The following is a 25527-nucleotide window of genomic DNA, read 5'->3' on the forward strand; positions in this document are numbered from 1 at the left end:
CCGCTAATTCAAAAGGATAACACAAGTTAGTTAAATCTACAATAAGTTTTTTATGCCAATTTCCACCCATCAGTGACCATCTGCTTATTAAGCATATGAGCATACACTCCCTTGGTTCCGTGAAGCTGCTCAGGTGAGCCCTGCTCTGCCACGATACCATCTTTCAGAACAACAATCTTGTCTGCACCATCTACTGTACGCATACGATGGGCAATAACAAGAACTGTCTTGTTCTGAATCAAAGCTGAAAGCGCCTCCTGAATAAGGGATTCATTGTCAACATCAAGGGACGCTGTAGCCTCATCCATAAGAATAATTGGTGCATCCTTCAGGAATGCTCTTGCAATAGAAATACGCTGACGCTCACCACCTGATAACTCTGAACCATTCTCACCAATCAAAGTGTTATAACCATCAGGTAACTTCTCCACGAACTCATCACAGTGGGCAAGCTTTGCTGCTGCCATAACCTGTTCATCTGTTGCATCCTTGTTACCAATTCTGATGTTCTCCAAAACTGAGTTATTGAAAAGAGTTACATCCTGGAACACGATAGAATACATTGATAAAAGTGTCTCTGGATCAATCTTTGATATATCCATTCCGCCAACAGTAATCTTTCCGCTGTCTATATCCCAGAATCTTGCTGCAAGTCTTGACACTGTAGTCTTGCCACCACCTGATGGTCCTATGAGAGCTGTTACTTCGCCCTGCTTTGCAACAAAGCTTACATCTCGAAGAACAGCCTCTCCCTCCTCATAGGAGAACTTAACATTCTTAAACTCAATATCATATCCGTTATTAGATAACTGAGAGATACCAGTCTGTTCTGGATGTGAAAGGATTTCATCCATTCGCTCACACTGTGTGTCTGTAGCAATAAGCGCTGCAAAATTCTGTAATGAAATCTGAAGTGGTTCATACATTCTTGACACTACAAGCAAATACATGAAAAACGTAAATACGTTAATCTCTCCCTTTATGAGAAGTGACGAACCCACAACTGCTACTGTTCCAATTCCAAATTTTAATATCATCTGAGCATTACATACAAATGCTGCATTAGCAAACTCGGACACAATGTTGTGAGTCTCTACAGCTTTAATCTTTTTTGTAAGTCCAACCATGTATGCTTCCTGTGCATTGTAAGCTCTTAAATCTCTAACAGTCTCCAAAGCTTCCTGAATTCCATCAAGGCATGCGACCTTATATCTGCTTCCTTTTCTGTTAAGCTTATGCATCATTGTTCTAGAATAAAAAACAATGAAGAATGAAATAGGTACTACCCACACTGCTGCAAGAGCCATTCTCCAATCAAAGAAGAATAAGCTGATTACGATAATGACAGTAGAAATCATGGCACCCACTAATTCTGGAAGCCAATGTGAGGATGCTGTTTCAATAATTGCACAATCCATCATGATTGTGTTTGTGAGGTCTGCTAAATCCTTTTTTCCAAAGAAGGAAAGTGGAATTCTTCTAAGCTTTTCTGCAAGGCTTCGTCTTCTGACACCACTTTCGATATATGTCGAATAGAAGGTTGCGCCGTACTGGTAATACTGAGATATAAATACTGCTGCAAGACAAATCAGAATTCCTACGATATAAAACACTGGTCTTTCCGCAGGGGTTTTACCGCTTAACAAATCTGATGAAAATGAAAACAAAACTCCTACAGGTAACATTTGAGCAAGGTTTCCGATAGTACAAGCCACAAATGCTGTTACCATATCCTTTGCACCTTTTTCAGAAAGGGCATATTTGTGTTGTAACTTTTCTTCTAATCTTCTCATGCTCCCTTACCTACCTTCCAATTGATTGACTTGTTATACTCTGACCACATGTGGTTATAAATACCTGCTTCTTTGATAAGACTATCATGTGTACCGCTTTCCACGATTTTTCCACCTGAGAGAACGCAAATCTTATCTGCATCCACAACAGTTGAAAGTCTGTGAGCAATCATAATCACTGTCTTATCCTTTGACAAATTTGCAAAAGCCTGCTGTACCTTTGCCTCGTTATCTGGATCTGCAAATGCGGTAGCCTCATCAAGAATAAGAATTGGTGAATTCTTTAAAAATGCTCTTGCGATGGAAAGTCTTTGTGCTTCACCACCGGATACATATACGCCCTCTGTTCCAATCATTGTGTTAACTCCCTCTGGGAATTTTTCAATGATATCCATGCACTGTGCATCCTTCAGAGCCTGCACAACCTGTTCATCTGTAGCATTAGGATTTCCCATTCTGACATTTTCCAGAATAGACATTTTTAGAAGCTTACTATCCTGAAAAACATAGGATACATTCTGCATCAATTCAGGAGTAGCAATATCCTTTACATCCACGCCACCGATTTTAATAGAACCACTTTTCACATCCCAGAATCTTGCAATAAGTGAAGCAAGTGTTGTCTTTCCACCACCTGATGGCCCCACGAATGCGATGTGCTCACCAGGATTAATTGAAAGGCTGATTCCATCAATGGCATTTCCTTTTTTGTCATCGTAAGAGAAATTAACATTATCAAGAACAATGCCTGCATCCTTAGGTGTTTTAGGAGTGCTAGTTTCAGGAAGAGGTTCTACATTAAGAATAGAATCCATTCTGTTTAAGGCATCCATTACAATCATCTCACTTTCACCTGAGTATGCCACTTTCATAAGTGTGACTGTAAGGATTGGTGTGATGATAATATAGAAAAGGATGTTAAATATAAACGTATTTGCGATACCCTCTCCACCAAAGATAAAGGCACAGGCAACAAGTGCTGCAAAAACTGCATTTGCCAAGGTTACAAAAGCAGTCATAGGAATTCTTACCGCTGTGGTATAACCAACTGTCCATGCCTCATATTTATCAATGGCTTCTTTGAAACGCTTGAAAGAAAATACTGTCTGTCCAAAGGTCTTAACAACAGGAATGCCTCTTACATACTCTACTGCCTCTGATGTCATGTCTCCTAAGGCATCCTGATACTCTGCCATGGCTTTTTTCATCTTATCGCCCATCATAAAGCCCATAGATAAAAATGCTAAAAGTGCAGGTATGAGACAGACAAGTCCAATTCTCCAATCAAAGTAAACAAGCATAAAGATTAGACCAACTGGAGTGACATAGCTTACCGCTTTATCTGGAAGTGAGTGTGCCAAAAAGGTTTCTGTGGCAGCGCTTGAATCTGCCACTATCTTTCTAATCTTTCCGCTTCCCTCTGACTCAATGTATCCCATAGGAAGCTTCATGATATGTTCCATCATTGCAACTCTCATATTTACCTGAACTCTAAAGGCAGCAATATGAGAGCACATCAAAGCCGCTATGTATACCAACATTGAAAGGAGGGCCATTCCAACTGCGGTCCAGCCATATGCCTTGATGTGCACTGCCTGTGAAAAATCAGGCCTCACCTCAATTACCTCTCTGATAATTGCCCATATGTAATAGAAAGGTGCCAACGCTAGAAGTGCTGATATAGCTGCCAATATCCATGAGGCAATGGTAAGATACTTATGATTCTTCGCATATACGAATAATTGTTTTATTACCCCTTTGCTATCTTGCTGTTTCATTGTTTTTCTCCTTATATTAGATATGTCTACCCAGTGTTAGTTTTCACTAACCTTTTCATGTAAAATCTACCCCATAACTTCTTTTTTGTCAACAAGAATTATGTTATAAAACGATTTTTGTCATTCAAAAAGGACGCCCTCATAAGGAGGACGTCCTGATAAATAAACGTTATTCTACGCTCTTTAGAGCGTCTGTCATTGGTATTCTTTTGATTCTGCGCATATCAAGCAGTACTACTATCAAATAAGAGACTATAACCATAATTACCATCTTCAGATAGTCCTTTGGTCCTGAATAGAATTTAAACCATCCATTCATCTCATACATAATGATTTTCCAGAATTCACTAATAACAAAAGTACTAAGATTTGCTGTAATGGCTGCAAATATCACAACCATAATTGTTGTAAGTCGGATGAATACACTGTTAATTTCTCCAGAAGTGTAACCTAATACCTTTAGCATGGAGATTGAGACTGTATTCTTTTCTATGATGATTTTGGTAAGCAATAGTATCAAAAGTACCGCTATGGCCATACATGCATATGAGAAATAATCCATGTATCCACCCATGGAATGATCAAGCTGTCTTACCATCTTTAAAATATCATCCACGGTAACTTCTGTAAGGATATTATCCTCGTCCAAATCATCCAGCTTTTTCTCAGACATGAAGCCTGTGAAATGATCTTCATCGTAATCAAAGATTTCATTAAACTTGTCATTTGGCATAAAGATAGCCACTATACCAGGCTGATTATAGATTCCCTTAATCGTGAAATCATAGGTATCACTGGTGTAGTGTTCCTTTAAGGTAATCTTCTGACCTTCCTGGAGAGAGAACTTATCAGCAAAAGGTTCAGATACCCATACCTCATATTTATCAACATCATAAGGAAGATTAAAGTATTTGCTGTTATTCGTATATCCGTATGCTGTCACTTCCTCATCAACATGCACTCCATCTATTGTAAGAAGAATGCGGGAGCTGTATTCTTCAGCAGATTTCTCATCAGTTGTAATCTTATTTCCATCTGCATCCACAGATTTTTTAAGAATATACTGATGATTAGCAATCATATAATCGATGGCGTGGTTCTGATAATTCTTTAATGTAGCAGGTAGCCCTACTGCAAAGCTAAGAGAAATCATTACAAACCATATTCCGATAAACAGGGTGAAATAGCCTGTCACATTCTGCATTAATATTCTAAGCCTGAAGCGATTTAAGAAGCTCCAACGTGGCAAACGAATAGCCTTTTTTCTTTTTGATTTACTCAAATCTCTTCGTAAGAACTGTAATGGAGAATACTGAAGCTTTCCAGAAATAACCACAAAGTTTATCACTATTACAAGTAATACCGGATATACGGTAGTCTTGATAAAAGCATCAGAATTCCACAATGTCTCATAAGTAGGCAGACTATAGGAATTGTAATACATGTTTACAACTACGTTTTTAAAGTATGAGTATCCTAAAACATTACCGATAAGAGCAGCAAGCAATGTTACTATTATAGGAACTGTCACGTAATGTCGTAAGAGTTCTCCCTTTGTGTAGCCCGAGGCTCTTAAGGTTCCAATTACAGAAGCTTCGTTAACGATAGTATTACTTACTGCTATCGCAAAGATAAAGGCGATAACTGCTATGAGGATAATAAGTAAAACTTCTCCCATTATCTTATCTTTGCCAATATCATCCTGGGAGAAATGAATAGCCTCATTGAGATATTCAGGGAGATATCCTGTAACCTCATTTAGATGCTCAAAATCAGGATTATCCTCATCTCCTCCAGTAGCAGCAAGCTTATAAAGTCGCTCAACAATATCATCGGATTTTAATTTCTTATCCTCAGTATCCTTTGGTTTATCATTGTACGTAAATGCGTATTGATAAACTGTAGCGCCTTTAATGCTGTCAAAACCTTCCTGAGCGACTACAGCAACATCGAAAGTAATAGCATTGAAAATAATCTCGCTGTTATCCTCATAAAGGGCACTATAGTCAGAAAAAGCTACCAGACCAGTAACCTTCATGTTATTACCATCAACTCTGATGTAATCACCAATCTTTACGCCGACATTTTCAGCGTGCATTCTGTCTATAGCAATCTCATCCTTAGCTTTTGGAAATTCACCTTTCATAAGGCAAATTTTATTAACCTGGTCTCTGTTTACAAAGACTCTGATGTCAGATTTCTCTGCGTTTTTCTTATTTGGGATGCGTTCACTTACCTGCTTATAATACTGCTTATAGGTGGTGATTCCCTCATCCTCAATGGCGTCTATAAGCTTGTCTGTAGCTTCATCCCTTAAGTTAAAATAGCCATCTGCGATATTGTATTTTTCAAAGGATTCGTTGCCTGCTGTCTCCATACTATTGTTAGCCACAAACAGACCACAAACGAATCCTATGGTGATTACCATAATCCCAAATAAGGCAAAGTATTTTTTCCATTCTCCAAGTAGCTCTCTTGGAATTCTTCTAATAAGTGGTGATCTCATTTTATCACCCCCTTACCAATCCAAATCAGCTGCGCTAGTCTTGTTCTCATTCACTATGTTTTTACGGACAACACCGTCACGGAGCTTGATAGTATGGTCAGCCATATGAGAAATCGCTTCGTTGTGAGTAACCATGATTATCGTATTTCCGTATCGCTGATTTACACTTTCAATAAGTCCAAGAATTTCCTTTGATGTGTTGTAATCAAGGGCTCCTGTAGGCTCATCACAAAGAAGAATATCTGGATTTTTTACAATTGCTCTACCTATGGAAGTACGCTGTTGCTGTCCACCAGAAAGCTGGTTTGGAAGTTTATAGCGATGTTCGAAAAGACCAAGCGTATGAAGTAAATCATCAATATCAAGTGGTTTGTCTGAAAGATATGCACCTACCTCGATGTTCTCCTTCACATTAAGATTTGGAATAAGATTGTAAAGCTGGAATACATATCCGAGGTGCTTACGTCTGTAATTAGTCAGCGCCTTCTCATTCATATCCTCAAGCTTTTCTCCATCAATAGAAATGTAACCAGAATCTGCACTATCAACACCCCCGATGATATTTAGCAGTGTAGATTTTCCTGAACCTGATGGTCCTAAGAGTACACAAAACTCCCCCTTAGCCACCGAGAAATCTGTTCCCCTTAAAACTTCCTGCCTACTATCACCTTCCCCGTAGGCTTTATAAATCTGTTTTACCTCTAAGAAATTCTCTGGCATAATAAGTCCTCCTTTCCAAGCTCGTCATGGTTAGTCTAGTCTTACCTTTGAACATATGATAATATATTCATATGTTATTTGCAATAACTTCTTAAAGATTTTCCTCTCCCCAACGCTTTAGTTCTAAAAGAATAGGAATTAATGATTTTGCTTTATCAGTAAGAGAATACTCTACCCTTACAGGCATTTCATCATACTGCACACGTGAAATCATACCATCCCCCTCCAGTTCCTTTAAAGACTGAGCCAGCATAGTATTTGTGATTCCAAAAACGGAACGCCTTAGATCTCCATAGCGCACTACTTCATTATTATCGATGACGCAAAGAATCATAATCTTCCATTTTCCACCAACAATATTTAATACCTTCTTAAGTCCACAGCTCTCACCTGCTATATCTTCACATAATGGTTCTTTCTTTTCTTTACTCATATTCTTTTCCTCGTGCTGGTAAGTTTTTTCTTACCAGGTTAATTTATTTTGCGTAGTTGATATATTTTTCTTACCACATATAATAAACGTAGTTCAAAAACAAAGCAAGTATAGGAGTCTATATGGTTAAGAAAAAAGCAATTCCAGACAAGGACAGATGTGTGGCCTGCGGAGTATGTGCACTACAGTGTCCGCGAAAGGCTATCAACATTTATAGGGGATGCTATGCAGTTGTGGAATTAGAAAAATGTGTAGGATGTGGAATTTGTTCCAAGGCATGTCCCGCTAATGCAATAACAATTAATGAAATTAAGCAGGAGGTAACAAATGGCTAAGAATAAAGTGAAACGACATTGGTATGAGTACCTATGGATTTGGTCTATCGTTTATTTTACCTTAGGATTTTTCAATATTCTCTTTGCATGGCTTGGAATGATTGATTTCATTCTTCCTTTGATTTTTGCAATTGTAGGTGGAAATAAATGGTTCTGTAATCACATGTGCGGTAGAGGTCAGTTGTTCTGGGTTTTAGGACGAAATATGAAATGTTCCAGAGGTAAGGCTGCACCTGCATGGCTATCATCAAAATGGTTCAGATATGGATTTTTGGCATTCTTCCTTACAATGTTTGGAACAATGGTATTCCAGACCTATCTTGTATTCTCTGGTGCTGGCACACTAAGAAAAGCCATCAAGCTGTTTTGGACTTTTAAGGTTCCTTGGCAGTGGGCTTATAATGGAAGCCTTTTTCCTGACTGGGTAGCCCAGTTTGGATTTGGTTTCTACAGTCTTATGTTAACTTCAACGTTAATCGGATTGATTGTTATGGTATTATATAAAGAACGTACCTGGTGTACATTTTGTCCTATGGGCACAATGACACAGGGAATCTGTAAATTAAAAAATAATGATAAATAGGAGTCTAAAAATGGAAAGAAAAGAATTAGCAGTAGAACTTAAGCACAACGGCTACAATTGCTGTCAGGCAGTACTTTGTTCTTTTAAGGATGAGCTTTCTTGCGCTGAGGGAGATTTAAAGAAAATGGGTGCTTCCTTTGGTGTCGGCATGGGATGCATGGAAGCTACCTGCGGTGCCCTTTGTGGTGCACAGATGGTTCTTGGCATGAAGAAATATGAAGGTATGCCTATCCTCAGGGACGCTGCAGCTGTAGCAAAGGCTTTTGAAAGCAAATGCGGTGCTACAATCTGCAAGGACCTTAAGGGTGTTGAAACTGGTGTGGTAAAATGCGAATGTGATGACTGCGTTAGAAATGCAGTGGAAGTATTAGAGACACACCTTACCAACTAGTTTTCAAACTCATCTCTTCTATCCATAAAGAATCTGTAATAGGACTGCACATTTTTAAGCTTGTGCCAATCATTAGGGCCTGCAGGTTCTTTATCCAAATCATAAACAAGAGCATTTTTTAATGACAAGATAAACGGAGAATGTGTTGCAATAATAAACTGGCATCTAAATGCACGGACTGACTGCTCTAGGAAATTCACCAGTTCCAACTGCATCTCTGGCGACAGGCTGTTTTCTGGCTCGTCTAAGATATAGATGCCATTTTCCTTTATCTTGCTGGTGAAATATTTGAAGGCAGATTCCCCGTTAGAATACTCGCGAACATTATCTAATAGGGTTTCTCTTATATACTTGGACTGAGTCTTTGATTTAGCAGCATTACGCTTTCTAAGCTCTTCGATATCATCTATTGATTTCAACTGATAAGAGCTGTACTTGTAATCCAGGTATTCCTCCAATCGCTCTTCCCTTTTTGTATCAATCCCTTCATTTAATCTTCTTATATCAAGCATATAGTCAAAAATATCATCCGAGGTAATGATAAGCTTTTCTTCCATCTGTGCATTGATATAATCCAGATCACAATAGCCCAGGTAATCCTCATAGAAATTAGAGCGATTATAAGGAGCCATTCTTTCGGCGCCAATCTTTTCAGCTATTATGTTAAGCATTGTGCTCTTACCAGAACCATTACCACCATAAAGGATAGTGACATCCTTAAACTCTATTTCATCTATGCCCTTCTGTGGAAGAATCATAAAAGGGTAAAAGCTGTCATAGCAGGTTCTTTGAATATCATTTAAATACAAGTCCTCAGCTATGCCTGATGCAAAATAAAAATTCTTTAAATAAACCAATTTACATTTTTCTCCCTATGCTGATATATTTAGCGATAACTCAATCTCATCATCATCTACCACACCGGTCTCTTCAAAACCTAGATTTTTGTACAATGCCAGCGCCAGCTTATTCTCTTTATTGCAAGTAAGTGTAACTCTATTAGAATCTCCAAAAGGCTTTGTACCTATGTAGGACATAACCTGCTCAAGAGCAGCTTTTCCATATCCTTTTCCCTGGTACTTTTCATCAATCATCATATGCCAGATATCGTACTCCGGAATATCATAATCATAGATTACCATGACGTAACCAACCATAACATTACCATCATATATTCCAAATGGCTGACACTGATTTCTGTATACATAGGCCTGGGCGAGGCTACGAATTGGATGAGAAACATACTTATCCTGTCCTGCTGCAAGATGCAAATTAAATGCATCAATAAAATTTTCTTCTGTGATTTTTCTAAGATTAATCATATGATTCCTCCATAAAATGTAATTACATAATTGATAACTAAAGGCTTGTATGAATATCCTAGAAGTATTGGCAAAAAAATACCGCGGCTTAATAAACCACGGTAAAATAAAATCTTATTAAAAATATGCCGAGGTCTTCAACAGATATTCAGATGTTATATTCATTCTTCTAATCATCATAATTGAACACCTCTCTTTCTTTGTAATCTATGTGTTTATCATACATTTTAGAAACAGTTTATGCAATATCCTTTATTATTAACTTCTTCTTAAGATAAATAGATTATTGTTGCTGCCATAATTATTCCCCCTGTTCTTGTATTATCTCAAAAGTACCCCTTCAAAGTATTGTTCCTGAAACTCAATTGCAGACAAAATGTCTTCATCCGAATATTCTATGCCATCCAATGAAACAATCCATTTATCCTCATTATCATTAGTCCTATGATAAACTGCAATAACCTTTCCTTCAAAGGTCTCTAAAGGCTCGTCTGCGCCCAATATATATACATCCTGTTCCTCTCCATCAGCTGCAAAAATCCCATCAACAAAGCCATAGTTAATTGGATAAATCATGTCTGGATAATCTGGATGTGTCGAGCCTAATGGACGATCGATATGACCTTTTACAATCGTGCCTATTATTTTATCCATCTCAAACCTTTCCTTCAAATTCAATAATTGGACATTCGTTATATACATTATTCACAGCTAGTTCCCCCATATTTTCATTATTCTACAATATCTTAAGAATGGTAATTTTGCAATTGAAGATTTATTTAGTGTGGCATATCTTTTTCGCATATACATCCCAAACCGTTAAAAACTCATTTTGGGATGTAAGAAATTAACATTTTCAGTTCACAAATCGCAGATTTAAGTATTTAGTATCATTCAAACATTGGGAATAGCATATTTTAAGAAACACCTTTATATAATATGAGAATTAATTTATGGACACTGAAAGAAAAAATACATCCCATTTTCAATAAAATTGCCTTTGGGATGCATTTTGAACCTTGAACCACACAATTTATATAAACCAAAAAAGAGCAACCAATTACTTGGTTACTCTCTTTTAAAGGATGCGGAAGGCGGGACTTGAACCCGCACGCTCGCAATGAGCACAAGATCCTTAGTCTTGCTCGTCTGCCAGTTCCGACACTTCCGCAAGAACTCTTTTGAAGTTCGCTTGTCTCAACGACAAGACATAATATATCAGAGAAACCGGCATGCGTCAACGGTTTTTGGCAAATTAAAGTGACTAACTTTACTCCGTTAAATCAGATAATTCTGACACCTTAATCAACCACTCCGTTGAACAATAAATACTGATGCCATGGCTCGTAGCAAGAGCCCTTTAAATGCACTCCATCACCGGAAAGTGAATCATCAAGATTGCCTTCTCCATCATCAAGCATATCATTAACATTTAGATAAAAAATGTGCTGATAATCTATCAAATCAAACAGAGCTGCATTTCTTACATTTATATTTCCATTATTGTAAAGAGGATCGCCCTCGCTCTTCTCTTTAGTCACATGCATAGTACTGTTGATAAAGATAAGTGCATCTGGTTGAATCTCCAAAATCCTGTTGATAACATCTGCGTATGCATCATGATATGTCTCGTTGGTACCACGGCCAATCTCATTGATTCCCACCATGATGTAGACCTTAGAGAAGGAAATCTTAGACAGTGCTTCGAAAAGAGTCTCCTTTGGACCATTCTCCACATCAATCCAGGCATCCTTTTGAAGGTTGTATATAGTAAGTGATTTCTTTGCAAAAAAGGTAGCCCTTGAATCAATCTCAGGACAATACTGAGAAAGTCCTACCATTCTGGAATCACCGATAAATACAGCATCGTCAAAGTAGGAATCCTCCACCTTTGTAAAGGACTTTGGCTCTACCACCTCAATCTTTGCCTCTGGCTTTGGCTTCTCTTCCTCCGTCGTCTGAGCTTTAGGCTGTGATTCCTCCTGTTTTTCTTCAGGGCTCCAAGGATATACACCTGCTGTTGCCCCCTTTAGCATGGGCGCCATAACCGGCTCCTTATCAACACCTGCAGAAAATTCCTGATACTTTTCAGGTGTATAAATGTAGCTGCACACCGAAAGCCCCACTGCAGATATCACTATTAAGATAATCAATAAATAACTTTTAATCTTCATAACCAAATCCTCTAGAATCTCAGATACATAAATGGATTACCAGCTGAATTTGCAAGACTAATAATTGAAATCCAAAACATCACAAATAAAACCAAAGTAACTAATATATTTTCCTTGTGCTTTCTATAAAATGTCTGCACAAAAGGAATAACTAAAACTAATCCCATCAATAAGTATGGCCAGTAAGATGGTAATAAATAAAGGATATCGTTCTTATTTACTGCAATTCCATTATTTATAACGGGGAATAAGCGAAGACCATATGTACATAGTCTTCTTACTGAATGAATAGCAAAGATTACCCATGTACATGGAATGACCACCCAGACATTTATGTGACCAATAATCTTGAAGGCAATATTCCACTTTGAAAGAATGAACTTTTCCACAAGTATAATCACGAAAAGAACCATTGCCCACAAAACAAAGTTTGTAGTCATGCCGTGCCACAGACCTGTTATCAACCATACCACCAGCAAATTAAAAATGGTACGGCCATTGCCCTTCCTACTTCCGCCAAGAGGGATATAAATATAATCTCTGAACCAGCTTCCCAACGTAGCATGCCAGCGTCTGTAAAAATCTGAAACCGAATTAGCAGCATATGGCTGGATAAAGTTCTCAATAAAAGGAAATCCCAACATGACACCTATACCAGCAGCCATAAGGGAATATCCCCAAAAATCAAAATAAAGATTCATGGAGTAAGCATAAGCACCAAGCCATGCAAGTGGTGTAGATATACTCTCGTATCCAATAGTCTTGATATCTGACCAAAGAACTGCCAAATGATCCGCTATCATAACCTTCATAAAAAGACCGATGACGAAATACTTTAATCCATCTTCTACTGATGCCAGTACAGTCAGCAAACGCTGGCCCCTAGATGGACGTTCTTCTTTTGGCACAACAGCCCAAAAACTGTTATCCTCCACATATGAATATCTGCTGATAGGTCCTGATAAAATCTGTGGGAACATAGTGAAATAAGCGGACATATCCCTAAAGCTGACTGTCTTAATCTGCTCTCTGTACAAATCCACCTGATAGGAAATCATCTTGAAAATATAGAAGCTAAGCCCTAACGGAAATGCGATTCCAAGCTTCAACCTTCCCGCCACCTTAAAGAAGGATAATAAACCAGCATTAAAAATGATAATGCAAACAAGCGCAGCTTTTTTCTTTTTAGAAACCAACTTTGCAAAGCCGAAATTGATAATTGTAGCCCCCACAAGAAGAGCGACAAACTTCCAGTCATTTACCACATAGAAGGCAATACTTGCAACTATAAGAAGCCAAGGTCTAACCTTGGCTGGAAAAACATAATATATTAATAAAAATAGAGGCACTGCTCTAAAAATGAAATTCAAATCCGAAAAGGTCATACTATCTCTCCCTACTCATATTTATAGTATACCCTAAGAATATACGCTATTCCATAAAATTAAAATTACCTTTTTGTTACGAAAAAATAAAACAGGCAACCCCGCTTTGAGGTTGCCTTAACAATTATTTTAATGTTTTTTGATATTTATCAATCACTTTATAAATTTCCATGTTTGGGTCATCTACCATTTTTATTTCAGTATCGAGCTGAATCAGCTTATCCTGTGTAGGTGAACGCATCTCCCATTTTGGAAGTCCCTCTCCGTTAGGATTCCCGGTCTTGGCAAAATTCACCCAATATTTCTGCATAACCTCAGAAAGCTTATAGTCCTCCTCATCATAGAGCCCAGGATGTCTCCAAAGATTTCCATAAGCATATGGCAACTCTCCAGCATGATAATTTGAAAGAACGTTATTTGTCTTGGTGAAATAGTATTCGTAGGTTGGAACGCCCTGTTCAATCAAGTAATTATTCCAAAGATAATGTGAATAGCTAAACCATATAGCAGAGTACGACTTATTAAGTGCCCCTTTAGCATCTCCCATAGCATCCACAATAAAATGCTGGTCACGCTGTGGACTGTCTGCTGGAACTACCTTAGCCATCTCCTCTGCCTGTTCCCCTAAATCTTCAGCCAAAAGTTCAACATAATTATCAGCTGTTGCTTTTGTTGTCAATAAGAAGGCATCAGCTTCCTTTACGTTGAAACCATTAAGCAAAGCCTTCTCGTGATTATTACCTTTTTCATATGTAAGATATGGCTGTTCAACAATAGCATATCCATCGATTGTCATTGCTGACTGATTACTGTCGTTTTTGATAAGCTCCCATGGAGAAATGTCTCTTAATTCAGCTGATGAGGATACTCCGAACGCATCGCGAACCTTTTTGCCTTCCTCCAATGCTATATCATAAGAACGGAAGGTATGGAAAGGCTCGATTGCAGTTATTCCACTAGATTCTGCTATAGCATATCTGAATAATCCTTCTGTAAGTGGTGATACACACAACGCATTTACACTGGATGAGCCTGCAGATTCACCAGCTATTGTAATCTGATTTGGGTCACCACCGAACTGCTCAATATTCTCATAAACCCACTTTAAAGCTGCAATCTGATCCAATAAACCATAATTGCCTGTAGTACCATTAGGTGATTCTTCCTTTAAGTCATCAGCAGTATAATAGCCAAGTGTGCCAAGGCGATATGCAAAGTTTACAAATACTACACCCTGCTTCGCCAAATCTTCACCTCTATACTCGGAATAGGAAGACTGACCTGTTGTAAGACTTCCACCATGAATATAGAAAATAACCGGCTTCAATTCCTTATCCTCTGTTTCAGGTGCCCATACATTTAAATAAAGGCAATCCTCACTCATGGCCTCCAGATATTCATCCCCAAACTTAACCTGATAATCATGCCAGCCAAGTATATGCGACAGACTGTCTACGAACGGATTGGAACGAGTCTGCATAGCCATAGGGCCAAATTCATCGCATTCTCTTACTCTATCCCATTTCTCTGGTTCCTGAGGCTCTCTAAAGCGTAAATCACCAACTGGCGCTTTCGCATACGGAATACCAGCATAAACTCTTACTGACTTATCCTCATTATAAACTCCTCTAAGATATCCCTGCTTTACCTGAACCACTTCAGTAATCTGTGGATTCTTTACATCAACAGCTGGAACATTCTTAATTGGAGGTTTTGTAAATATTAGATTTACAAAAAGAACCAGTATAAAAGCTACCCATGAAATAGTTTTAGCTTTTCTAGAAACAATATTCTGCTTCTTCAACATGTGTCTTTCCAAAAGCATGATAATGGCAGCAAGAACACCTACCACCCATCCGGCCAATAAATTTTTAGAAAGCTCTAAAATAACTAAATATACTAATGTAATCAGAATAACTAATATCGAAAAAATCATATCTATCCCTTTCTTCGATTTTACACAATTAAATTTATCTCAATTTTTCATATATCATATCACATAAAAAAAAATTGTAAATAAAACCTGTAAAAAAATTTTATAAAAAAAATGTGAATTAAGTGTTGACTATCTGCTAGGTCTTTGATAATATACTTCTTGTCGCTAAGACAAGCGGAAGTGTCGGAACTGGCAGACGAGCAAGACTAAGGATCTTGTGCTCATTGCGAGCGTGCGGGTTCAAGTCCCGCCTTCCGCATGATAAAAAGATAACCAGAGCATAAAGCTCTGGTTATTTTTTTATGTGCCGATGAGTTCCTTGGACCCGCCTTCCGCATAAAAAACATTCATTATGTTTACAATTATTTATATTCTTGTGGTATAATCCTCATGTGATTCAGTATTTTGTTTCTAATACTGCCATGATAAGAGGAGGCATACATATGAAATGTCCATGTTGTGGAAATGAAGTTTGCGCATTTAATGCTCTATTAGAGTATATGGTAGAACAAGAAGAGGCTTCCACAGAAGAAAAATCTGAGAACACTAAAAAATCACAGTGATATCCCACTTACTTCACAATTAATACATGAGTTTTGATGTATAGTCTTATTACACACCTAATACATTACTTGTTTATTTTTGGGGAGATTAATGTTTTCTACTTATTTTCATAGTCTAATGTTGAGGAGGTAAATGCTATGAAGGAGGAAAACATTAAAAGAAGAGAATCGAAACTTGTAAGAGCCTACAAAGAGGGACACTATGAAGAGGCCTTGGTTAAAATGGTTACCAAGAAGCCAAGTGTATTTAAATCAATTGCCAATATTTTGGTATCAATACATTAAAGCAAAAGCTACCCATCATCACGGGTAGCTTTTTTTCGCCTTAGCATATCTCTGCTGAGTCTAATACAATTGTAAATGGACCATCGTTTAAGAGGGACACCTTCATATCTGCTCCAAACTCTCCTGTCTCTACATGGTAGCCAGCAGCTCTACACTGGCTGATAATGTACTCGTACATTTCATTGGCGAAATCTGGTGCTCCTGCATCTGTAAAGGATGGACGATATCCCTTCTTGCAGTTAGCATAAAGGGTAAACTGTGATATAAGAAGTAGCTCACCACCTACATCTGTAAGTGAAAGATTGATTTTATCATTCTCATCATCGAAAATACGAAGTCCTAAAAGCTTCTTTACCATCTTGTCAGCTATTTCTTTTGTATCTGAATCTGATACTCCTATAAGGACAAGAAAGCCCTTCTTTATAGCACCAATAGTATTTCCATCTACTGCAACAGATGCTTCATTTACACGCTGAATTACAAACTTCATTATTAATTCTCCTCTGGCTCGTGAACTGTTCCGTATAACTTCAAATTAGTATTCTGACGCTCTATTTCAGCGTTATATCGTTCAGATACCTGCTTCCAGTATGAATCAAGCTCTGCCTCTCCTCTTCTGTCAGGAACCTTAAAGTCCTCTGACAACACCTTTCCTAAATACTGAGACATTTTCTCTGCACCTGCAAGGTTAAGATGAAGACCACCATCATAAGTATCCTTAATCCAGTCAATTCCCATCTCATCTTGTAAATCAAGGAAATTGATATAAGGTAAATCATTGGCGGCAGCATAATCCACAATCTGCTCTTCCCACTGGTCGTACCAGTATGGATAAAGAGTTGGTGCCTTAACCAAAATGAGCTGCACGTCATTATCCTTACAAAGCTTTGTGAGCTTGTCTAAATACGCATATGCGTTATCACCAAACTGATAATCAGCAAGTGGCTTTCCTTCTGGAACATTCTCTGCTGGCTTTACATCTACACGCATGTAATATCCATTGAAAGTAACCTTATCCCTGTGTCCCAAATAAGTAAGGTCTTCAGAACTCAAATCACTCCAACGTCTGTGATATCTAAGTAATGGAAAAACATAATCTATGAAGTGCTCTTCCTCTGTCATCGAAGCATTAATCGAACCAACCTTGCTCGAAGACCACTTCATACCATCGATTGTCATACGATTGTAAGCTTCCTTCTGTGGCTTGTTGTACTTCATAGATAAAACATTGAATACGATGATATCTGGATGCTCAGTCTTGATAGTCTCCTCAGCAAGATAGTACGACTGCCATATTAGCTGCTGGGCACTGCCACGTATATACGAATTAATTCCAAAGTTTTCCCAGAGAAATACTGGTGAAACATTTTCATAAAGCTCACAGTCACCGATGAATACTACGTTGTGATCTGTAGGATCATCATAGTACTCTTCTATCATCGCGCCTTCCAAAACACCAGACATGTATTTTGGTTCTAACAGTTTGTTGGTGAAGGCTAGGCCTGCAACAGCTATGAATAAAGTTAAAATAATAGCTAAAAGCTTTTTCATATTAATACACCTTAAAATTGATTATATATAAACTGACTTGCGGAGTATCCGATTCCGTATGCTCCGAAGATTAATGTAGCCATAAATAAACCATACCAGGCTATAAAGCGAACTGGCGCAGCCTTAGCTGCTATCTTCTCTCGAACACTTCCCCTGCGCTGTATAAGGCTGACAGTCACAAGTACAAGCATGCCAATAAACACAACAGCATAATCGTATGCTTCAAGACCCATTCCAATAAATGCATCGGCATTAAGCTGTGACAGGCTCGACTTTGTGAAGATGCTTCCAAACATCTTAAAGGTAAGTGGTACATCCCTATAGCAGTCGAACATACGAAGTGAAGACATAATAAGTACGGTACGGATAACCTGGAATAATTTCCATCCGAAGGTTCCGTCTACATTTACCTTGCTGTGAAACCATCTATAGAATGGTTCCAGTTCCTGAGAAATCATGATAACTACGAAGTTGCCAAGTCCCCATACGATGAAATTCCAGCTGGCACCATGCCAGATACCTGTTGTAAACCATACAATAAAGCTTGAAAGATAAACTGGTACTCTCTTACCTAGATTGTTTCCAAGACGAGCACGTGACTTCTTTGAAAGCTTCATCATAAACTGGCTGGCACTGATTGGATAGAAAATGTAATCAGTGAACCAGGTACCCATGGTGATATGCCATCTGTTCCAGTATTCCTTAATGTTCTTTGAGAAGTATGGTCGTCTGAAGTTTTCAGTAACCTTTATTCCCATTGTCTCAGCCACACCGATTGTAATATCAATACCACCGGTGAAATCTGCGTAAAGCTCAAGGGCATAGAACATGGCACCTGCAAAAGCATAAAAGCCATTATAGGTATCAGGTGATGCGATAATTGCCTGTACTGCCACAAGAATCCTGTCTGCAATAACAAGCTTCTTGAAGAAGCCCCACATGATACGCTCTAAACCAAAAGATACTGTCTTCCAGTCGAATCTGTGCTCCTCAAAAAGTGTCTGGCTTAAATCTGCATATCTGCTGATAGGTCCCTGAACAAGCTGAGGGAAGAATGATACAAACAACGCAAACTTAAATGGGTTCTTCTGAGCCTCAAACTTACCATTATAAACATCAATAAGGTAACCCATAGACTGGAAGGTATAGAATGAAATACCCATAGGGATAATCAAATCTACAAAAGAAATCCCACTAGGACTACCAAAAGCAGAAATAATAGAATTGATATTTGCAATGGTGAAGTTAGTATATTTGGTAACTGCCAAAATACCAAGATTAAAAAGAAGGCAGCACAGGAAAATCTTCTTCTCAGCAGCATGCTCCATAGCTTTTACTGCTTTGCGCTCTTCCTTTTCCATTTCCTTTTTGTGTTCCTTGAACCAAACATCAAAGGCTTGCTTCTTATCGGAAATGGTTTTAGCTGCAAGATATGTACTGACAGTAGTGATTACAATAAAAATCAAATATCTTGGATCTGCCATGAAATAAAATGCATAACTTGCAAGAAGCAGGAAGGACCACTGGGCCCTTCCTGGCAACAAATAATACATTATAAATACTACTAACAGAAATCCAAGGAATTCGTAGCTTGTAAATAACATTTATTAATCCTCATCATCTAATTTAGCTTTGATTAATGCGTAAATTGTCTCAGCTGAATCAAAGTTCTCTGGAGTAAGCTCTGCTGCTCCAATAGTAACATCAAACGCCTCATTAATCTCTGAAATAAGAGACACAATATCAAAGGAATCAAGGATTCCTCCTGTTACAAGACCTTTCTCTGTAGTGAAATCCACCTCTGGATGTAAGTCACTTAAGATTTCAATTAATTCATTCATTTTATAATCCTCCGTTATTTATTTTCATACATTTTAGATAAAGTCACGCGGTCTATTTTTCCATTGGCTGTGAATGGCATCTCTTCAAGGCGATTTACCTTGTTAGGTAACATGTAGCGTGGAAGCTTTGTTTTTAATGCTTTGATAAGGTCGCCCTCTGTAATGTCACCTACATAGTAAAGGACGATTTTGCCCTGCTCCTTAGCATAAATACAACCTGAAAGCTTAATCTCTGGAACAAGGTTAACATTTGCTTCGATTTCTCCAAGCTCGATGCGGTGTCCCATATGCTTAATCTGGAAATCCTTACGTGAGTGGAAAATCAGCTCTCCGTATTCATTAATATGACCAATATCACCTGTGCGATAAATGATTTCAGGATATGCTGTATTAAGCGGATTCTGCACATAAGCCTCGCTTGTCTTCTCAGGATTGTTGTAATATCCAAGAGTTACAGATGTACCGCGAATGCAAATCTCCCCCTGCTCTCCATCTGTTGCAAGAGTGTTATCCTCCTTTAAAAGAAGAATCTCTGTATTCTTAAATGGGAATCCAACAGGAATGACTTCGTCGTCTGCGAACTCTCTCTCAACCGGATAATAGCAGCACATTCCTGTGCCCTCTGTTGGTCCGTAGAGATTGAAGAACTTTGCATCAGGCACTGCAGCTCTCCAAAGTCTAAACTGCTTTATAGGAAATACCTCACTACCAAAAGCGATAGTCTTAAGGGTATGAGGTACAACTGTATCGAAGGTTGCAAAAGCACTAATCATAGTAAGGGCTGAAACTACCCAGCATACTGTATTGATGTTGTGCTCATTAATGTATTCCACAAGCTTAATTGGAAACATGAAATAAGAATGTGGAATCAGATATGTGGTAGCACCAAACTTTAATGTAGGATAAAGCTCCTTAAGGCAGGCATCAAAGTATAATGGTGTCTGATTTCCAAAGACTGTGTCCTCGTTGAAGCCAAGTGTTTCTGAAAGCTGCTCGATATAATCGATAACCGAACGATGGCAGGCGCAAACACCCTTTGGCACACCTGTAGAACCTGACGTAAATACGATATAGATAGGATCTGTATCAATAGCCTTTTTACGAACCACTGCAAGTGCATCTGCATCAGGATTCGTATTTGCGATATCTGAAAAGAGAACAATATCTGCCTTGTAATCAAAACCCTCAGCAATACCTACTGTGCTGTCGTCACAGATAATTACTCTAGGCTTACAATTATCAAGAATAAGATTAATTCGTGTGGCTGGCATTTCACTATCTATTGGAACATAGTAGCAACCAGCATTAATTACTCCAAAGAAAGTAGCGATAGTATTTGGACTCTTCTTCATGAAAACAATTACTGGCTCTCGCTTGCAACCGCGATTCAATAATCCTGTTCCCACTGAATCCATTATTCTTTTTACATCTGCAAAGGTGAGGCTGACCTCATCATCCGCATATGCGATTTTGTCTGGAACACGGGCCAGACTTCCCTCTAAATAATCTAGTACGTTATTCTGCATTTCTATACCTCTGTAATTAAATTGTCGCATTCAGGCCTTGCCTTGGCGCATTTCTTAACACAATCTGCCGCCAGCACATCAACGATATCAAGAACCTTTGGTCCCACCTCATTGTCGCGCTTTACAATAGAAAGCTCTGTACAGCCTAAAACAATAATTTCTGCACCAGCCTCCAACAGCTGGGATTTAACCTGGAAGAATTTTTCCATGTCTACAGGCTTTCCAGCCTTAACCTCATCATATATTAAGCTCATAACCTGCTTCTGACCTGCTTCATCAGGATATAAGCACTTAATGTCGTAATCCTTAAATACTGAATCAAACAAATGCATTGACGCAGTACCATCTGTGGCCATAATTCCGACCTTTGTGATGCCTCTCTCATAAATATACTGAGCAGCTTCCTTTATTCCATTGCTGACAGGGATAAACACACTGTCTGCCAACTGGTCGTGGAAATAATGGGCTGTGATACATGGCATGGCAATATAATCCACATTTGCATGCTCAAGATTGTGAGCAAGCTCCGTGATTTTAGGAAGTGGACTCTCCCCACTAGTACCAAGGATGAATCCTGTTCTGTCCGGAATAGATGGACAGTTATATATAATCATTTCGATATTTTCCTGATCTGTGGCTGCATCTGTAAGCTCAATGATACGACGCATGAAATATGCTGTCGCCATAGGGCCAAGGCCACCAATAATTCCTAATTTCTTACTCATTGAAGTATGTATACACCTCTCTGTCGTAGTTATGAGAACGATAGTGCTCGCTTGAGTAGGCCATCAAATCCTCATCTGTAACATAAAATCCCTTGAAGGTTTTATCTGTACGTGGTGTGGAATCGAAATGTCTCCATCCCTCTCCACAATCTATTACACTCCAAAAATGATGACGGGTAGCTGTAGGAATGATTTCTATATCCTCATTCTTAATGCCTGCTCGGGTGAGAAGCGCTTTTCCAACTGCAAAGTAATTGTAGCAATCACCGTGGCGATTCTTTAAACCATCATAGGCACCCTTTAACCAATCGCCTCTGTCCTCACTTTCGCTGTAACCAATATTTCCCTGAATCCATACGTAGATGGCGTGGGCTTTATCATAATCTGACATATCTGGCTTAATAATATCTGCCAGCACAGCATCTGCCAGTTCATTTACCTGTTCTTCGGAATATACCACCTCAATAACGGTGATGGTTCCCTCTGCCAAATCCATATTCCCCATGGAATCTGACGCAGTATATATAATAGGATATTCTCCTGGAACATCAAGATTAACATGGCTGCTGTCTACCTGCACCTCGATATTATTATCCACATTATCAGTGACAACTACATCTTTCTTGAAGCTGACACCCTGTCCTGCATATACAATTTTATCCAGCTGCCCCTCAATTATAGGAGGAGTGATGTCGTATTCTTCCACAAGATGCAATACCGTATCCTCTGTGGTTCTGTTTCCAGATGGATCTTCTGCAGCTATTTTAACAGGAATGTCACCGTAGTTATCAAAACTTACCGACTCTGCAAAATATATATTTACGTCATTAGACAAATCACTGACCGACTCCACAAAATCCTTTGCCTCAGGAGCCTCCTCTTTAGTACGGGTGAGAGGCTGTACAGTAAGTTCCGGTGCTACTGTATCCTGAACCTGTAAGGTACACTCATAGGTAAAAGGTTTTGAAGAAATGCCAACCTGGTATTCACCTGCAATATCAGTAGAAAATACTGTTTCAGGAGTAAATTCTGCTTCCTTGGATTCCTCCTTTAAGAAATCGCTGGCTTGTACTGTCTCACCAAGCTCAATCACACAGGTATCGTAAACTCGATGTGAATAATCATAATAAAAATAGGCTCCTACCCCAGCGCAGGCTAAAAATAAAGCCACTACGCCTATGAAAATAAGAAGCCTATTTTTTCTTTTTCTCTTATTATAACGTCTTCTATATTTGACAGTCGTTTCCATAATTATTATTCTCCCGAGTGTATCGTTACACTCGGATATAATTTTAACAATCATGGAGTTTAGAGTCAAATTTTCGACATTGCAGATACTTATTTCAAAAGGGTATTCAGGATGCCTCTAAATAGCTGAGCTCCTGTATTACCACCGAGAGTCTGACCAAACTTTCCTCCCAGCTGTTTGCCCACCTTTTTACCAACTTCACGGCCAACTGTTCCTGCAACAGTAGTTCCTACTGATTTTGCTGCACGCTTCTTACGATTAGCCTCTTTTTCCTTCTCTCTTGCCTCAGCCTTTGCCGCTGCAGCCTCTTCCTTAGCCTGCTGTTTTGCAGCTGCCTCTGCCTCTTTTGCCTCAGCGGCTGCCTTCTCTTCCTGCTCATTCTTTCTTCCTAGCATCTCGTAAGCAGAATCAGGATCAACTGCTACTGCGTATTTAGAATAAAGATTGCTTGCTTTAATGGCACCTTCTCTAACAGCTGCATCTATGCCTCCCATCTTAGACTGTGGTGGAAGAATAAACACCTTTTCAACCACAGATGGTGTACCATCCTCCTGAAGGAAGGATACAACAGCCTCGCCTGTTCCAAGAGCTTCGATAACATCAGCTGTCTTAAATGCAGGGTTTTCTCTGAAAGAATCTGCTGCCGCCTTAACAGCCTTCTGATCTGCTGGAGTGTAAGCATGAAGAGCATGCTGAACCTTATTTCCAAGCTGAGCAAGCACTCCATCAGGAATATCCCTAGGATTTTGAGTAACAAAATAAACTCCTATTCCCTTTGAACGAATAAGCTTAACCACCTGCTCAATCTTATCAAGAAGAGCCTTTGGAGTATCTTTGAAAAGGAGATGCGCTTCATCGAAAAAGAATACCATCTTAGGCTTTTCCAAATCTCCAACCTCTGGCATAGTCTCAAAGAGCTCTGATAAAAGCCAAAGAAGGAAGGTAGAGTATAAAGTACCATTATTGATAAGGCTCTGACTGTCAAGGATGTGAATCATGCCCTTGCCAGATGCGTCCGGTGTAAGCCAATCTCTGATATCAAGGTCAGGCTGTCCAAAGAACTGGTCTCCTCCTGCCATTTCAAGAGCTACTACTGCTCGCTGAATTGCACCTACACTCTGCTTTGCAATATTTCCGTACTCAGCTGCATATTCCTTATTGTTCTCTGCCACCTCATTAAGCATAGCCTTTAAATCCTTGGTGTCATAAAGAAACCAACCATTCTCATCAGCAATTTTGAAAACAATTGTAAGGATATCTTTCTGCGTTTCATTTAAATCCAATATTCTTCCCAAGAGAAGTGGTCCCATCTCTGAGATAGATGTACGAATCTGAATACCATTCTTTCCATATACATCCCATAAGGTTGTTGGATATTTCTGATATGAGAAACCATGGTCTGACAAGCCAAATCTTTTGATTCTCTCCTGCATGTTTTCGCTGTCTACGCCAGTTTCAAGCATTCCGGCTATATCGCCCTTTACATCAGCCAAAAAAACAGGCACACCCATATCAGAGAAGGACTCTGCAAGAACCTTTAAGGTAACGGTCTTTCCTGTGCCTGTAGCTCCCGCTATAAGACCATGTCTGTTAGCCATCTTCGGCAAAACAAAAACTGGTGTACCACTTTCTGTATTTGCAATCCAAAGCTTACCATCTCTAACCATAATAACCCTCCCGAATTATTCAACTCAAATTTAATCTTGAGTATAATTATAACAAAATGAGGAGGCGATTACACCTCCTCAACATAACTTACAAAATCTAAATTATTCAACTCATCAAAAAGCTTTTGGTGGGAATGCCTGCTTCCAAAATCCAGTTCCACCATCAAAGCTGTATCATTACCAGATAAGGTTTTGTCCTTAGTCTTATTAATACTTGTAATCTGGTATCCCAGATCAGCAAACTTCTTCCTAAGTCGCTTAATTCCGTTGGTCTCCTCCACCTCGATATAGATACTGATGTATCTGCTGTTTTCCTCTATCTGCTGAGTGAATCTCACAAGCACAAGATTTGCAAGCATAACAAGGGCAAAACATGCTAGGCCAACGGTAATATAACCTGCTCCAAAAGCCATACCCATACAAGAAGCCACCCAGAGGGAAGCTGCTGTGGTAAGACCCTTTATCTGATTTCTTCCAGTTACTATGATTGTACCTGCGCCAAGGAAACCTATACCGCTTACAACTCCTGCAGGTATACGGCTTACATCAGCGTCAAATCCCGGCATGGCTGCCAAATACAGATTTAGGGCTGTGGCAACTGCAGAGCCAAGACTTACAAGGGAGAAGGTTCTTATTCCTGCACTGTGTCGCCTAACCACTCTCTCCAAACCAATCAGACTGCCACACACCGTAGCAAGTACCAATCTGAGAATTACTGCTATTTCATTCATGCTCTGCAAATAATCAAGTAGTGAATTAATCAT

At 39.0% G+C, this 25527-nt stretch carries 24 protein-coding genes and 2 tRNA genes; 5 read left to right on the forward strand and 21 right to left on the reverse strand.

Annotated features, from left to right (window positions below):
• Positions 1-50: 50 nt before the first annotated feature.
• The 5 genes from BMZ41_RS06890 to BMZ41_RS06910 all read right to left on the reverse strand — a co-directional run bounded on the left by BMZ41_RS06890 (position 51) and on the right by BMZ41_RS06910 (position 7230).
• Positions 51-1793, reverse strand: a complete 1743-nt coding sequence (locus BMZ41_RS06890) for an ABC transporter ATP-binding protein (protein WP_242870683.1) — start codon at positions 1791-1793, stop codon at positions 51-53.
• Entirely contained in the window at positions 1790-3571 is a 1782-nt protein-coding gene (locus BMZ41_RS06895) for an ABC transporter ATP-binding protein (protein ID WP_090528076.1), read from the reverse strand. Before BMZ41_RS06895 ends, BMZ41_RS06890 begins: the two co-directional genes overlap by 4 nt.
• A gap of 169 nt (positions 3572-3740) precedes the next feature.
• Complete coding sequence (locus BMZ41_RS06900) at positions 3741-6077, reverse strand: ABC transporter permease (protein ID WP_090528078.1); 2337 nt, start codon at positions 6075-6077, stop codon at positions 3741-3743.
• Between the two features lie 12 nt (positions 6078-6089).
• A complete protein-coding gene (locus BMZ41_RS06905; RefSeq protein ID WP_090528081.1) occupies positions 6090-6797 on the reverse strand; it encodes an ABC transporter ATP-binding protein in 708 nt (235 codons plus the stop codon).
• Positions 6798-6888: 91 nt separating this feature from the next.
• On the reverse strand, positions 6889-7230 hold the full coding sequence (locus tag BMZ41_RS06910) for a winged helix-turn-helix transcriptional regulator (RefSeq protein ID WP_090528084.1): 342 nt from the start codon (positions 7228-7230) through the stop codon (positions 6889-6891).
• A gap of 122 nt (positions 7231-7352) precedes the next feature.
• Between BMZ41_RS06910 and BMZ41_RS06915 the strand changes: the two genes are divergently transcribed.
• The 3 genes from BMZ41_RS06915 to BMZ41_RS06925 are packed head-to-tail and all read left to right on the forward strand — an operon-like array spanning position 7353 to position 8539.
• Positions 7353-7565: a 4Fe-4S binding protein gene (locus tag BMZ41_RS06915; protein WP_090169382.1), complete on the forward strand. Its 213-nt coding sequence runs from the start codon at positions 7353-7355 to the stop codon at positions 7563-7565.
• Positions 7558-8148, forward strand: coding sequence for a 4Fe-4S binding protein (locus BMZ41_RS06920; RefSeq protein WP_090528087.1), 591 nt, complete (start codon positions 7558-7560; stop codon positions 8146-8148). Before BMZ41_RS06915 ends, BMZ41_RS06920 begins: the two co-directional genes overlap by 8 nt.
• 10 nt (positions 8149-8158) lie before the next feature.
• Complete coding sequence (locus tag BMZ41_RS06925) at positions 8159-8539, forward strand: C-GCAxxG-C-C family protein (protein ID WP_090528090.1); 381 nt, start codon at positions 8159-8161, stop codon at positions 8537-8539.
• Here the strand turns inward: BMZ41_RS06925 and BMZ41_RS06930 are convergent.
• The 7 genes from BMZ41_RS06930 to BMZ41_RS06960 all read right to left on the reverse strand — a co-directional run bounded on the left by BMZ41_RS06930 (position 8536) and on the right by BMZ41_RS06960 (position 15356).
• The gene (locus tag BMZ41_RS06930) at positions 8536-9396 is read right to left on the reverse strand and encodes an AAA family ATPase (RefSeq protein WP_242942020.1); all 861 of its coding nucleotides are present in this window, start codon (positions 9394-9396) and stop codon (positions 8536-8538) included. The genes BMZ41_RS06925 and BMZ41_RS06930 overlap by 4 nt on opposite strands.
• A gap of 15 nt (positions 9397-9411) precedes the next feature.
• Positions 9412-9861: a GNAT family N-acetyltransferase gene (locus tag BMZ41_RS06935; protein WP_090528093.1), complete on the reverse strand. Its 450-nt coding sequence runs from the start codon at positions 9859-9861 to the stop codon at positions 9412-9414.
• Positions 9862-10182: 321 nt separating this feature from the next.
• Complete coding sequence (locus BMZ41_RS06940) at positions 10183-10515, reverse strand: inorganic diphosphatase (RefSeq protein ID WP_090169371.1); 333 nt, start codon at positions 10513-10515, stop codon at positions 10183-10185.
• 432 nt (positions 10516-10947) lie between these two features.
• Positions 10948-11032, reverse strand: a tRNA-Leu gene (locus tag BMZ41_RS06945).
• A gap of 130 nt (positions 11033-11162) precedes the next feature.
• On the reverse strand, positions 11163-12035 hold the full coding sequence (locus BMZ41_RS06950) for a GDSL-type esterase/lipase family protein (protein WP_090169369.1): 873 nt from the start codon (positions 12033-12035) through the stop codon (positions 11163-11165).
• An 11-nt stretch (positions 12036-12046) separates the two neighbouring features.
• On the reverse strand, positions 12047-13420 hold the full coding sequence (locus tag BMZ41_RS06955; protein ID WP_090528096.1) for an MBOAT family O-acyltransferase: 1374 nt from the start codon (positions 13418-13420) through the stop codon (positions 12047-12049).
• A 124-nt stretch (positions 13421-13544) separates the two neighbouring features.
• A complete protein-coding gene (locus BMZ41_RS06960) occupies positions 13545-15356 on the reverse strand; it encodes a carboxylesterase/lipase family protein (RefSeq protein ID WP_090169362.1) in 1812 nt (603 codons plus the stop codon).
• A gap of 174 nt (positions 15357-15530) precedes the next feature.
• Here BMZ41_RS06960 and BMZ41_RS06965 point away from each other — a divergent pair.
• Together BMZ41_RS06965 and BMZ41_RS15590 are read left to right on the forward strand one after the other, a co-directional pair.
• Positions 15531-15615: transfer RNA gene (locus BMZ41_RS06965), tRNA-Leu, on the forward strand.
• Positions 15616-16057: 442 nt separating this feature from the next.
• Positions 16058-16204, forward strand: a complete 147-nt coding sequence (locus BMZ41_RS15590) for a hypothetical protein (RefSeq protein ID WP_176754527.1) — start codon at positions 16058-16060, stop codon at positions 16202-16204.
• 40 nt (positions 16205-16244) lie between these two features.
• Here the strand turns inward: BMZ41_RS15590 and dtd are convergent, their stop codons facing one another.
• The 9 genes from dtd to BMZ41_RS07010 form a co-directional block, all read right to left on the reverse strand.
• Positions 16245-16694 (reverse strand): D-aminoacyl-tRNA deacylase, encoded by a 450-nt coding sequence (gene dtd / locus BMZ41_RS06970; protein ID WP_090528097.1) that lies wholly within the window; start codon positions 16692-16694, stop codon positions 16245-16247.
• Between the two features lie 2 nt (positions 16695-16696).
• Entirely contained in the window at positions 16697-17755 is a 1059-nt protein-coding gene (locus BMZ41_RS06975) for an SGNH/GDSL hydrolase family protein (protein ID WP_242942021.1), read from the reverse strand.
• A gap of 11 nt (positions 17756-17766) precedes the next feature.
• Positions 17767-19359 (reverse strand): MBOAT family O-acyltransferase, encoded by a 1593-nt coding sequence (locus tag BMZ41_RS06980; protein ID WP_090528100.1) that lies wholly within the window; start codon positions 19357-19359, stop codon positions 17767-17769.
• Between the two features lie 3 nt (positions 19360-19362).
• Entirely contained in the window at positions 19363-19596 is a 234-nt protein-coding gene (locus BMZ41_RS06985; RefSeq protein WP_090528103.1) for an acyl carrier protein, read from the reverse strand.
• A gap of 14 nt (positions 19597-19610) precedes the next feature.
• Complete coding sequence (locus tag BMZ41_RS06990; protein ID WP_177184169.1) at positions 19611-21122, reverse strand: amino acid adenylation domain-containing protein; 1512 nt, start codon at positions 21120-21122, stop codon at positions 19611-19613.
• 2 nt (positions 21123-21124) lie between these two features.
• Entirely contained in the window at positions 21125-21847 is a 723-nt protein-coding gene (locus BMZ41_RS06995; protein ID WP_090528106.1) for a cysteate racemase, read from the reverse strand.
• Positions 21840-23096, reverse strand: coding sequence for a transglutaminase-like domain-containing protein (locus tag BMZ41_RS07000; RefSeq protein ID WP_177184170.1), 1257 nt, complete (start codon positions 23094-23096; stop codon positions 21840-21842). The genes BMZ41_RS06995 and BMZ41_RS07000 overlap by 8 nt, the downstream gene beginning before the upstream one ends.
• Positions 23097-23185: 89 nt before the next feature.
• Entirely contained in the window at positions 23186-24763 is a 1578-nt protein-coding gene (locus BMZ41_RS07005; protein ID WP_090169349.1) for a helicase HerA-like domain-containing protein, read from the reverse strand.
• A 68-nt stretch (positions 24764-24831) separates the two neighbouring features.
• The gene (locus tag BMZ41_RS07010) at positions 24832-25527 is read right to left on the reverse strand and encodes an MgtC/SapB family protein (protein ID WP_090169347.1); all 696 of its coding nucleotides are present in this window, start codon (positions 25525-25527) and stop codon (positions 24832-24834) included.

The organism is Pseudobutyrivibrio sp. UC1225, assembly GCF_900115215.1.
GTDB lineage: Bacteria > Bacillota > Clostridia > Lachnospirales > Lachnospiraceae > Pseudobutyrivibrio.